Source organism: Bacteroides sp. AM07-18 (genome assembly GCF_003602695.1).
Lineage (GTDB): Bacteria > Bacteroidota > Bacteroidia > Bacteroidales > Bacteroidaceae > Bacteroides > Bacteroides uniformis.
Genome location: NZ_QTLM01000006.1, coordinates 190,659 through 203,450, shown reverse-complemented (window position 1 = coordinate 203,450; position 12,792 = coordinate 190,659). Strand labels below are relative to the sequence as shown.

Sequence of the window (12,792 nt, the reverse complement as noted above, 5' to 3'; positions counted from 1 at the left end):
TATGGTAAACGGTCGGTAAATATAATGCGTTGATAGATAGCGTATAATCTCTTGTGGGGGAGGATATGGATTGGTATGTAAAAAGCCGTGTTCAACAGACTTTGGACGCTGAGTCCCTCTGTTGAAGCACGGCTTATATGATAGGGGAAGTGTATTTCTTTATCCCAGCAACTCTTTTACTTTGGCTGAGATGGCGCGGCCTTCGGCAAGTCCGGCAAGTTTCTTGCTGGCTACACCCATCACCTTGCCCATGTCCTTGCCGCTGGTGGCGCCGACTTCGGCTATGATTTCCTTCAAGGCTGCCTCCAGTTCTTCGGCGCTCATCTGCTTGGGCAGATAGGTTTCAAGCACCTTTACTTGTGCCAGCTCATCGTCTGCCAAGTCCTGGCGACCTTGCTGTACATAGATTTCAGCGGCGTCTTTGCCTTGCTTGGTCAGTTTTTGGATAATCTTCAAAGCATCTGCATCGCTCAGGGTATCGTTGGCTCCGGGAGCGGTTTTGGCTTCAAGGAATACTTTCTTTACGTTTCTCAATGTTTCGAGAGCCACTTTGTCTTTGGCTTTCATGGCTGTTTTAATGTCTTCGCTGACTTTTTCAAATAAATCCATATTGTTATAGGTTTACTCCTGTTCCCCCGAAGGGGAGGAGGATGGTTTTACATATCGGGAACGGAAAAATCAGAAGGTGATGACTCCCCCTGCACCGCCTTCTGCCTCTTGCGCGGCTTCGGTGGCGAGCTGCCCTTCCTGCTCTGCCTTCATCTTGATGCTGTTCAGCGTGCTTTTGTCACGCAGATAGGTCGGAGAATTCTCTACCATGCTGATGATGTCGGCGTTGTCCATGTCTTCGGGATTGAAGAGATAGATATGGCGACGGCGGCTGCGCTGGGAACGGGCATTGGCATCCTTGCCATAGTACACTTCGCGGCGGTTGCGTCTCTGTTCCTCTTCCTCCTCCAGCTCGGCAAGGCGTTGCTGTTCTTCGGCGGTGCGCTGGGTGATGCGGTCGTCCATCTCCTTCATGTGGATGTCCTGGATACCGAAACCAGTGGCAAGCAGGGTGATTTTCACTTTCTGTTCCAGCTTGTCGTCAATGGCCATACCGAATTTGGTTTCGAAGTCGCGGCTGAAACGGTTCATGAACTCCTTCACCTCGTCCATCTCGCTCATCATCAGCTTGTATTGTGCACTGTAAGAGATGTTGAGGAGTACTTTCTTGGAGTTGAAGATGTCGTTGTTGTTCAGCAACGGCGAGTGCTGCGCGTTCTTGATGGCTTCGCTGACACGGTTGTCACCTTCGCCGTAGCCGGTACTCATGATGGCTACGCCGCCGTCCTTCAGCACTGTTTTCACGTCGTTGAAGTCGAGGTTCACCTTTCCATGCAGGGTGATGATTTCGGCAATACTCTTGGCGGCTACCGAAAGGGTGTCGTCGGCCTTGTCAAACGCGTCGTCCACGGATAGCTCGCTGTATATCTCGCTCAGCTTTTCATTGTTGATGACCAGCAGGGCATCTACGTGCTTGCTGATTTCCTCTACGCCATCCAGTGCCTGGTCTATCTTCTTGTCACCCTCCCAGCGGAAAGGGATGGTGACGATGCCGATGGTCAGGATGTCCATTTCCTTGGCGGTTTGTGCAATGATGGGTGCGGCACCCGTACCGGTACCACCGCCCATTCCGGCAGTGATGAATACCATCTTGGTGCCGTCGTTCAGCATATTCTTGATGTCTTCGATGCTCTCTTCTGCTGCCTTGCGGGCACGGGCAGGGCGGTTTCCGGCTCCCAGGCCTTCTTTTCCAAGCTGTAACTTCACGGGCACGGGAGAGTCCTTCAACGCTTGGTTGTCTGTGTTGCACAGTACGAACGTCACGTCGTGTATACCTTCCCGGTACATATGGTTCACGGCATTGCCGCCACCTCCGCCTACACCGATTACTTTAATGATTTTCGGTGAATCGGTCGGGAAATCGAATTGTACTATATCTTCCATAATAACTTAATTTTCTGGCACATTATCACATTATTACTTCATATCGTCGTCCGAGAAGATTTCGTTGGAAAGCTTGTTGAAAGTCTTTTCGAACCAGCTGGGGCCTTCTTTCTTTTTCTTCTTCTTTTCTTCCTTTTCGCGCAGCTCCCTTTCTTTGCGCTCACGCTCCTTGCGTTCTTTCTCTTCCTTCTCGCGCTGTGCCTTGGCGGCGCGTGCGGCGGCTTCCTGCTCTTTCAGCGCTTCGTCGTCAACGAATATGTCGACCGGTTTGGGAGGAACATTGGAGGCAGGCTGCTGCACCGGCTTCACCTCTTGCAGGCAGCAATTCTCGTTGCCGGCAGCCAGCAGGCCCAGCAGTGTGTTGTGCATGCCGTCCTTCTTGGGCTCGTCGCTGCGTGTGTGGACGGTGGTCTGTACGAACTTGGCGGTCTTTACCTTTTCAATCTTGCTCACTCTATGGAAGGCTTTCTCAAGATTCTTCAGATTGGCTCCTCCACCGGTGAATACAACACCGGAGAAAAGTTTGTCCTCGTAGCCGGAAAGTTGCAACTGGTTCCATACGTTGGCAAGAATTTCTTCTGCACGTGCTCCGATAATATTGTTCAGCAGGGCCAGTTCAAAGGTACGGCCGTCTTCCGACGTGCATACGGCAGGGGTCTCGGCGTCTTCTTCCTCCTCGTAGAGGGCATCACCGTATTGCAGTTTCAGCTTCTCGGCATCTTCCTCTTCCATTTGCAGGGAAGTGATGTCGTGGGTAATGTTGTTTCCACCCAGCGGCAGTACGCTGAGGTAGCGCAGGATATTGTTCTTATAGACCAGCACGGTGGTGGTGTCGGCACCGAAGTCCACCAGTGCACAGCCCGAACGCATCTCGTTTTCGGTCAGCACGGCTTTGGCCAACGCAGTGGGAGCCACGAGCAGGTCGTCGGCAATTTCCACTTTGGCTTGCTCGAAACTGTGTTCGAGGTTCTTCTTCAGCGAGGCACGCGCCACGATGTTGAGGAACTGCCCGGTGATGTATCTTCCGGCAACTCCTACGGGCTCCACATGCAGCGTGTTGTCTATCTTGTATTCTTGCGGGGCTACATCCAGCACACTCATGTCTACCAAGGGTACATCACGGTTCTCGTCGCAAATCTCGTCTACCAGTTCTTGCGAAATGATGCTCTCTTCCTCCAGCGTACGGCTTACCGCATTCCTCACCGTGCGCAATGATTGTCCGCCGATGCCTACATATACTTTGGCGATGGAGTTGTTCAACTGGCCTTCCAGCTTGTTGATGATGGAAGTCAGCGCTTGTGCGGCCTTGTCAATGTTGTAGATGGCCCCTTTGTGTATAAACGGGGATGCATCTTCGCGTGCATAAGCCAACACCTGGATACTTCCGTCACTGCTCTTCTTTCCTGCGATACCGGAAATCTTGGAAGAACTCAACTCGATAGCGGCGATGAAATCTGTTGTTGCCATATCTATTTATTTACTATTTTACTATTTACAATTTACTATTTGCTGCGCTTTGATAAAGAAGGACTATTAGTAAATCCCTTTCTCTACTCTCTCTTTGTGCAGATGATTTGATTATCAAATTCAACGCTGATACGGGAGTATTTGTTCCAACCCACCTGGTTCAATCCTCTTTCGTAGAATGCCTTTACACGTTTCAGCTTCTTCTCGAATCCGGCAATCTTGCCTAAATAGATAAGATGGTCGCCGACACGGGGCACTAACTCGATGTTCTTGCCGGGCAATACGTGAATTTGCTCTATCTGTGCATTCCAAAAAGAATTCTTTTGCAAAAATACACCAAACTTATATAAATCCCTCATGGCAAACGACTTTTCTACATTTCCGGTTACAACGGCGAGGTGTGCAACGCACTTTGCATCGGGGGGCATCACGGTACCTTTGTTGTCCAGATAGTAGTTTTCGCCGTTGGCGCTCATCACGCGCAGGATGGGGGTGCGCTGGGTCACTTCGATGCAGAGCTTGCCGCTCGGGGTTTTGTAGCACTCCACCTGGTCGATGAGGGGATGCTTGGCAAGTTCGCGCTCCAAGGTCTTGGTACGCACGCGTTCCAGGTCTTTCCCAATGGGGCTGATGCCTTTCTTTTCCAGCAGGGTAGCTACTTCCTTCTTCGTGATGAAGCCGGCATATACCGTGTCTTTTATCACCAGTTCCACGTCTTGGCACACCTGCGAGGTGGGCTTGCGGTTGAAAGCTGTGACAGCCACTACCAGGTAAGCAATGACAAGCAACAGAACGATAGAAAGTAGAATCCTTTTAACCATGATATTTTTCTGATAATAGTTGGGTGATTTGGGGCGCATAGTTGTCCAGGTCTCCGGCTCCCAGCACTACCAATACTTCGGTGTGCTTTTGGGCGAGGAGGCTGAGGACGTCTTCTTTCCTACAGATGCATTTCTCGATGCCGGGGCGGAGGTTGTCATAAATCAGCTGACTCGTCACGCCGGGAATCGGTTGCTCGCGGGCAGGGTATATCTCTGTCAGAATCACCTCGTCGGATAGGGAAAGGCTGTCTGCAAAGTCACGATAGAAGTCGCGAGTACGGGTGTACAAGTGGGGCTGGAAGATGACGGTTATCTTCTTGTCTTGGTACAACTCGCGGACGGACTTCACGCTTTGGGCTATTTCGGCAGGGTGGTGGGCGTAATCGCTGAGGAATACAATCCGGTCGTTCTTCAGCTTGAAGTCGAAGCGGCGGTCCACTCCGCGGAAGCTTGCCATGCCTTGCTTGATTTCTTCGTCGGTGGCACCGCTGAGATGGGCGAGTGCCATGGCGGCAACACCATTCTCGATGTTGATACTGACGGGAACCCCCAACTGAATATCGTTGATGCGGGTGTCAGGCGCCACGAAGTCGATGAAGATTTCACCGTTTCCGATGCGGATATTCTCGGCATGGAAGTCGCCTTCGTTGCGCGAGTAGGTATAGGTGGTGACGCCCGGTTGTACGTCGGCTTGCATTTCCAGTCCTTTGTGCAGAATCAGGGCGCCGCCCGGCTGGATAAGCGTGGTGTAGTGGCGGAAGCTTTCGAGATAGGCTTCTTTGGTGCCGTATATATCCAGGTGGTCGGGGTCGGTGGCAGTAATGACACTCATCCAGGGCGATAGCCAGTGGAAGGAGCGGTCGAACTCATCCGCTTCGATAACGGTATAAGGGCTGGTGGCGGAAAGCAGCAGATTCGTACCGTAGTTCTTCGAAATACCTCCGAGGAAGGCGATGCAGCCCACGTGTGACTGGTGCAGCAGGTGGGCAGCCATGGTGCTGGTGGTAGTCTTGCCATGCGTACCTGCCACGCACAGGCCTTTGCTGCTGCGGGTTATAATGCCTAATACTTGGGAGCGCTTATGTATGTCGAAACCGTTTTCACGGAAATAGGTCAGTTCTGCATGCTCTTGCGGCACGGCGGGGGTATAGACCACGAGCGTGCTTGCCTTGTCTTTGCACTCCTCCGGAATAAGGTTGATATCCTCTTCGTAGTGTATCTGTGCTCCTTCCGTAATCAGACGTTCTGTCAGTTCGCTCGACGTACGGTCGTAGCCCGCTACTGTCTTTCCTTTAGAGAGGAAATAGCGTATCAGAGCGCTCATGCCGATGCCGCCGGCACCGACGAAATAAACGGAGTGGATGGCTTCAAGCCTCACCCCCTGCCCCTCCCCCGTAGGGAGGGGAGATGAGTTACTATTGCTTATATTTTTATTCATATTCAAATTTTTTCTTCAAACTCTTCTTCCAAAAGTATGATATTATAAAAAGAACGATAGCAGTACTATCTATTCCCCCCTCCCTACGGGGGAGGGACAAGGGGAGAGGCTCTTCAATACCTCCTTCGCAATAATTGTCGCCGAGTCCGGCAACGCTAGCTTGGCGATATTCTTGCTCAAGTCTTGCAGCTTCTCGGGGTTAGCGATTGTCTCCAACGCCACCGGCAGCAGCTTCTCTTTCGCTTCCACATCCTTCACATAGATAGCTGCATCCTTATCCACCAGCGCCAGCGCATTCTTGGTCTGATGGTCTTCGGCCACATTGGGTGAGGGAACCAGGATGACCGGCTTGTGCAGCAGGCAGAACTCGGAGATGGAACCGGCTCCGGCACGTGAAATCACCAGATCGGCAGCGGCATAGGCGTTTGCCATATCCTTAATGAAGTCCGTCACATACAGATTCGGAATGGCACTGATATGCGGGTTACGTACGGCTTCTCCCGTAGTGGCTGTAATGGCTTCTCTGACTTGGTCAATGTATATCTTGCCAGTCTGCCAGATAAACTGTACGTCGGGGTGGGTACGAATGATATCCAGGCCGGCGGTCAGTGTCTGGTTGATGGTACGCGCTCCAAGACTACCGCCCAGAATGAGGATAGTCTTCTTTTCCGGGTTCAATCCGAAGTACTTTACGGCGTCTGCGTGCAGGATGGAATGTCCGAGCAGGTTCTGGCGCACCGGATTACCTGTCATGATTATCTTTTCTGCCGGGAAGAACTTTTCCATGCCTTCGTAGGCCACGCAAATCTTGCATGCCTTCTGTGCCAGCAGCTTGTTGGTGACACCGGCGTAGGAATTCTGTTCCTGTATCAGCGTGGGAATACCCATCATGCCCGCCATTTTCAGCGTAGGACCACTGGCATAGCCACCTACACCGACGGCTACTTGCGGGCGGAACTCCTTGATGATGCTCCGTGCTTTCCACTGGCTTCGTATCAGTTTCAGCAGTACGGAGAAGTTCTTCCACAGATGTTTACGGTCGAATCCGGCAACGGGTAAGCCTATAATCCGGTAACCGGCATCTGGAACACGCTGCATTTCCATTCTTCCTTCGGCACCTACGAAGAGAATCTCCGCGTCGGGACACAACTCTTTTATGGCGTTAGCGATGGAGATGGCCGGAAAGATATGTCCTCCGGTACCGCCGCCGCTGATGATAAGCCTCACCCCCTTCCCCGTAGGGAGAGGGGTAGAGTTACTTTGGGTTGTATAGTTGTTCGCCTCTTTACTCATATTCTTGTTCTTTTTTATTTTTGTATTATTGGCATGCTCTCCATTACTCTATTATTCTTTTCTCCCCTCCCTACGGGGGAGGAGTTGGGGGAGAGGCTGTTATTCAAACTCCGCATCACTGTTCAGTACCTTTGCTGTCGGCTCGGCGGCTGTCTGTGCTTCGCTATCGGCCGGTTGTTCCGGGTGCTCGGCATTTCCGGCATCTATCAGCATCGGCACTTGCGCATCATGCATCCGCTGTTCCTCCAGCTTGGCTGTATAGCGGCTGACACTCAGTATCATGCCGATGTAGGCACAGTTGATGAAAGTGGATGTACCACCCTTGCTGATGAGTGGAAGCGGTTGTCCCGTGACGGGTGCCAGACCTACGGCAACCATCATGTTGAACAGCGCCTGCGTGACGAGCAGCAAGGCTATTCCGGTAATGAGGAAAGCGGGGAAAGTGCGGTCGCATTTTTTGGCGATACGGCCCACTCGCACCAATAGGCAGACATAAAGGAACACAACGACTATTCCGCCTACCAGTCCCAGTTCCTCGATGATGATGGCATAGATGAAATCGGAGAATGCCTGGCTCAGAAAGTCACGCTGTACGGAGTTTCCCGGACCCTTGCCTACAACGTTGCTCGTAGCTACGGCAATACGGGCATGTGCCACTTGCCCGTCGCCGTCGATGTCGAATTTGGCGGCAGGAACTTCCTCCTTGTTGGTAAAGTCTGCAATACGGGATTTTACAGTGGTGAAGCGGTGTCCCATCGGTATATTTTCCAATGTCTTGTCTGGCGTGGCCAGCAGGAAGGCGACAAAGACTGTTACGAATGCCACAATTCCTCCTCCCAGTATCAGCAGTTTCCTGGCAGATACCCGTCCGATGAACATCATCAGGTAGACCGTTCCGAAGAGCAGCATTCCCGTCGAGTAGTTTTCTGGCAGGATAAGGCCACAGACAATGCAGGTAATAATCATGATGCGCTTAAAGGCTTTCGGACTTGCACCGTCTTCATCCTGCCCTTTCGAGAGGATAAAGGCGGTAACGATGACAACGGCCATCTTCGCTATTTCTGACGGCTGGAACTGAATGCCCATGAAGGTCATCCAGCGGGCTGCGCCGTTTACGCGGTCGCCGGTAATGAATCCCATCAGCATCACAAAAGCCAGCAGTCCGATGGATATCGGAAGCAGGAATACCGGGAACACCTGAAACCATTTATAGGGGATGTTGTGTACCAGTACTACAATGACGGCGCCTACCATCAGGAGGATGCTGTGCTGCGTAATCGGTCCCCAGTGGTCGCCACTCTTGTAGGTCAGCGTACTGGCAGCACTGAATACCTCTGTGATGGAGATGAGGCAAAGGAAAAGGAAAATAATCCAAATCACTTTATCGCCTTTGAATATGCTCTTTAATAAATCCAATGCTTCGCAAATTAAAAATTAATAATTAAAGAATTAAAAGTTGCCATTCTTGTTACGGGATGCGTAATAGGACTGTTGCGGCATCCGTATCTTATAGTGTTCTGACACATGCTTTGAACTGATTGCCGCGGTCCTCATAGCTCTTGAAGAGGTCGAAGGAGGCACAGCAAGGACTGAGCAACACGGTTTCACCTTTCTTTGCCAGCTTGAAGGCTGCTTCTACGGCATCCTGCATGCCGGTCTGCACGTCGGCTACGGGCAGTCCCAGACGGTCGAAGAAGGCGTGCAACTTTTCGTTGTGCAAACCCAAATAGACCAGGGCAGAGCACTTTTCGCGTACGAGGTCTTCGATTTCCGTGTAATCGTTTCCTTTGTCTTTACCGCCGAGGATAAGTACGGTTTTGCCGGTCATGCTTTGTAGGGCATACCAGCAGGAGTTTACGTTCGTAGCCTTGGAATCGTTGATGAAGCTCACGCCGCGTACGGTGGCTACTTTCTCCAACCGGTGTTCCACTCCCTTGAAGTCGGACAAGGCTTTGCGGATATATTCTTTCCGGATGCCGGCCAAATTGGCCGAGATGCCGGCGGCTAACGAATTGTATAGGTTGTGTGTGCCGTGCAGCGCCAGCTCCTCTTGCTCCATATTGAAGGCTATCGGTTCGTTGATTTCCACTTCACCGTCTTCCACGTATGCGATGGCCCCGTCTTCCTTCACGGCAGCGAACGGGTAGAGATGGGCGCGCAGGCCATGCTTGTCTAATTCGCGCTTGATGATGGGGTCGTCGTTCCAGAAGATAAAAGCGTCTTCCGGTGTCTGGTTTTGGGTGATGCGGAATTTGGCGTCCACATATTTCTGCATACAGTGGTCGTAACGGTCCAAGTGGTCTGGTGTGATGTTCATCAGTACGGCAATGTTGGCACGGAAGTTATACATATTGTCCAGCTGGAAGGAACTCAGCTCAATGACATAGTAATCATGCTGCTCCGTGGCTACCTGCAAGGCCAGACTGTTGCCGATGTTGCCGGCGAGGCCGACGTTCAGGCCTGCGCTCTTGAAGATGTGATAAATGAGCGAGGTGGTTGTAGTCTTTCCGTTCGAGCCGGTGATACAGACCATCTTTGCGTCAGTGTACCGTCCCGCAAACTCTATCTCAGAGATGATGGGCGTACCTTTTTCCTTTAATTTCATAATGAGCGGTGCGTCGTTGGGGATACCGGGACTTTTCACCACTTCGTCAGCATTCAGAATCAACTCTTCTGTGTGGTGTCCCTCTTCCCAGGCAATGCCGTATTTATCCAGCAGTTCCTTGTATTTGTCTTTGATGGCGGACATGTCGGAGACGAACGTGTCGAATCCTTTCACTTTGGCCAGTACGGCAGCGCCTGCGCCGCTTTCGCCAGCTCCTAATACTACAATTCTCATAATGTACTAATATGATTAATGTGCCAATGTGCTAATGAGCTGCGCTGTCGTGCCGCATGGCAATTAGCACATTGGCACATTAGCATATTGAATAATTATTATCTAATCTTTAATGTTATAATCGTTATCGCTGCCAATACAATCGTCACAATCCAGAAGCGGATGGTGATTTTGGATTCGTGGAACAGCTTGTCCGGTTTGGTGAATACTACGCTGCATCCCGGCTCTATCAGGCTCATGGAAGTGCGGAAGTGGTCGTGTATCGGTGTTCTTTTGAAGAGACGTTGTTTCACGCCTTTCCGCTTGCCTGCCTTGTAGTAGAGGCGTTGCAGGATGACCGAAAGGTTCTCCACCAGGAAGATACCGCAAAGGATGGGTATCAGCAGTTCCTTGTGAATAATGATGGCGTATACTGCGATGATTCCTCCAATGGTCAGACTGCCCGTATCGCCCATGAATACCTGGGCCGGATAGGCATTGTACCACAAGAAGCCGATAAGTGCACCGATGAAGGCACAGATAAAGATTACCAGTTCTTCCGAGCCGGGAATGTACATGATATTCAGGTAGCCGGCATATTCAATGTGGCTCGATACGTAGGCGAGTATTCCCAAGGTCAGTCCGATAATGGCAGAGTTCCCTGCCGCCATTCCGTCCATTCCGTCATTTAGGTTGGCTCCGTTGCTGACGGCGGTAACTACGAAAATCGTGATAATCACAAACAGTATCCAACCTGCTGTCTGGGCATGTTCACCCATGAAGCCCACTAGGTCGGCATAGTCGAAGTTGTTGCTCTTGAAGAATGGGATGGTGGTCTGTGTTGCCTTGATTTCCTTGGCGGCATGCACCACTTCTATCTGTCCGTCCGGTTTCTCTATTTCTATGTTCTCGCGGATAACCACCTGCGGACTGAGGTAGAGAGTCAGTCCGACGATAAGTCCCAAGCCTACCTGACCGATGATTTTGAACTTACCGTGCAGGCCTTCCTTGTCCTTCTTGAATATCTTGATGTAGTCGTCGGCAAAGCCCAGCGACCCCAGCCAGATTGTGGTAATCAGCATCAATATCATATAAATATTGCTCAATTTGCCCAGTAGTAGGCAAGGAATGAGTATGGCAAAAATAATGATGACACCGCCCATGCTGGGTACTCCCACCTTGTTTACGCCGAACGGGTCGATGCTGGCATCACGTTGCGTTTCAGTAATCTGCTTGCGTTTCAGTAGATTGATGAACTTATCTCCCCAGATACTCGAAATGAGCAATGCCAGAATGATTGCCATCAACGAACGGAAGGATGTATAGCCAAACATGCCCGCACCGGGGAAGTCATATTTGTCTAACCATTGAAATAAATAGTATAACATGATGTTAATTATTTAATTGTTTAATGTGCTAATGTGCCAATATGCTAATTGATAGTCTGGTATATCTGCTGGTAAAGGAATGAATATCCTACATGACGCATGGCGATTAGCACATTGGCATATTAGCACATTATCTCATTTAATATCTCTTTGTCGTCAAAATGGTGTTTCACGCCTTTAATCTCCTGATAATTCTCATGCCCCTTGCCTGCAACGAGAATCACGTCTCCCGGCTGTGCCAGCATGCAGGCTGTCTTGATGGCTTCGCGGCGGTCGGTGATGCTGATGGTTTTCTGCATGTCGTCTTTATCCAGTCCCGCCAGCATGTCGTTGATGATGTCCTGCGGCTCTTCAAAGCGCGGGTTATCGGAGGTGATGATGACCCGGTCGCTCAAGCGGGCGGATTCTTTGGCCATGATGGGACGCTTGCCTTTGTCGCGGTTGCCGCCGGCGCCCACAACGGTAATCACTTTCCCTTTTCCTTCCAGCACTCCGTGAATGGCGTTCAATACATTGACCAGGGCGTCTGGAGTATGCGCATAGTCCACAATGGCGGTGTAGCCTTTCGGTGAACGGATGGCATCGAAGCGGCCGGTTACCGGATGCAGCGTGCTGAGGGCAACCAGTACATCCTCTTCTTTCTTGCCAAGCAATACGGCAGTACCGAATACCGCCAGCAGGTTGTAGGCATTGAACTTTCCGATGAAACGTACTGCCAGTTCGTGATTGTTGAAGTCGAGCAACATTCCCTCGAAATGAGACTCTAAGACTTTGCCTTTGAAGTCGCTAAGACTACGCAAAGAGTAGGTGTATACCTTCGAACGGGTATTCTGCGTCATCACAAGTCCGTTCTTGTCATCCAGGTTGGTCAGGCTGAAAGCTCCTTTTGGCAGTTCGTCGAAGAACTTTTTCTTGGCTTTGAGGTAGTTCTCCACCGTTTTATGATAATCCAGATGGTCGCGGGTCAGATTAGTGAAAATACCGCCGGCAAACTTCAGACCGCTGATGCGCTTTTGGGCAATGGAATGGGAACTGACTTCCATGAAGGCATACTTGCAGCCGGAATCTGCCATTTCTCCGAGCAGGCGGTTCAGGGTTATCGGGTCCGGGGTGGTGTGTTCGGTCGGTACGGGCTGGTCGTCGATGTAATTGCATACAGTGGAAACCAGTCCGACCTTGTAGCCGAAATAGCGGAAAGTATTATATAATAAGGTGGCAACGGTTGTTTTTCCGTTGGTTCCGGTCACGCCGATGAGTTCCATCTTGGATGTAGGGTCGCCATAGAAAGTGGTAGCCACTTTCCCTACGGCATCTTCACTGTCTTTCACCTGAATGTAGGTGATGCCGGCCTTAAGCTCTTCCGGCAATTCTTCACACAATACTGCAACAGCCCCTTTATCGATGGCAGCCGGAATATAGGCATGCCCGTCGGTCTGCGTACCACGCATGGCCATGAACAGATGTCCGGTTCCTATCAGGCGGGAATCTATATTCACCCCCGTTATCTCCATGCTTGTACTTCCGGTAATCCGGACCGGCTGTATTGTTTGCAACAAATCACTTAATCTCATACCT

10 protein-coding genes are annotated in these 12,792 nt (G+C 51.0%); all 10 read right to left on the bottom strand.

Translation table 11 applies throughout. The features are described 5' to 3' along the window. Nucleotides 1–159 precede the first annotated feature (159 nt). A complete protein-coding gene (locus DW096_RS10545; RefSeq protein WP_005830410.1) occupies nucleotides 160–609 on the bottom strand; it encodes a GatB/YqeY domain-containing protein in 450 nt (149 codons plus the stop codon). Between the two features lie 69 nt (nucleotides 610–678). After that, on the bottom strand, nucleotides 679–1,992 hold the full coding sequence (gene ftsZ, locus DW096_RS10540; protein ID WP_005830408.1) for a cell division protein FtsZ: 1,314 nt from the start codon (nucleotides 1,990–1,992) through the stop codon (nucleotides 679–681). Nucleotides 1,993–2,025: 33 nt separating this feature from the next. Continuing rightward, nucleotides 2,026–3,459: a cell division protein FtsA gene (gene ftsA / locus DW096_RS10535; RefSeq protein WP_008662688.1), complete on the bottom strand. Its 1,434-nt coding sequence runs from the start codon at nucleotides 3,457–3,459 to the stop codon at nucleotides 2,026–2,028. An 83-nt stretch (nucleotides 3,460–3,542) separates the two neighbouring features. Then, complete coding sequence (locus tag DW096_RS10530; protein ID WP_005830403.1) at nucleotides 3,543–4,280, bottom strand: cell division protein FtsQ/DivIB; 738 nt, start codon at nucleotides 4,278–4,280, stop codon at nucleotides 3,543–3,545. Next, entirely contained in the window at nucleotides 4,273–5,718 is a 1,446-nt protein-coding gene (gene murC / locus DW096_RS10525) for a UDP-N-acetylmuramate--L-alanine ligase (RefSeq protein WP_055288254.1), read from the bottom strand. Before murC ends, DW096_RS10530 begins: the two co-directional genes overlap by 8 nt. 69 nt (nucleotides 5,719–5,787) lie before the next feature. Further along, nucleotides 5,788–7,011 (bottom strand): undecaprenyldiphospho-muramoylpentapeptide beta-N-acetylglucosaminyltransferase, encoded by a 1,224-nt coding sequence (murG, locus tag DW096_RS10520; protein WP_117878562.1) that lies wholly within the window; start codon nucleotides 7,009–7,011, stop codon nucleotides 5,788–5,790. A gap of 99 nt (nucleotides 7,012–7,110) precedes the next feature. Next, nucleotides 7,111–8,427, bottom strand: a complete 1,317-nt coding sequence (locus DW096_RS10515) for an FtsW/RodA/SpoVE family cell cycle protein (RefSeq protein ID WP_005830397.1) — start codon at nucleotides 8,425–8,427, stop codon at nucleotides 7,111–7,113. A gap of 91 nt (nucleotides 8,428–8,518) precedes the next feature. Next, entirely contained in the window at nucleotides 8,519–9,853 is a 1,335-nt protein-coding gene (gene murD, locus DW096_RS10510; protein WP_034525910.1) for a UDP-N-acetylmuramoyl-L-alanine--D-glutamate ligase, read from the bottom strand. 95 nt (nucleotides 9,854–9,948) lie between these two features. Further along, a complete protein-coding gene (mraY, locus tag DW096_RS10505; RefSeq protein ID WP_005830392.1) occupies nucleotides 9,949–11,217 on the bottom strand; it encodes a phospho-N-acetylmuramoyl-pentapeptide-transferase in 1,269 nt (422 codons plus the stop codon). 122 nt (nucleotides 11,218–11,339) lie between these two features. After that, nucleotides 11,340–12,788: a UDP-N-acetylmuramoyl-L-alanyl-D-glutamate--2,6-diaminopimelate ligase gene (locus tag DW096_RS10500; protein WP_016272445.1), complete on the bottom strand. Its 1,449-nt coding sequence runs from the start codon at nucleotides 12,786–12,788 to the stop codon at nucleotides 11,340–11,342. Between the last annotated feature and the right edge of the window lie 4 nt (nucleotides 12,789–12,792).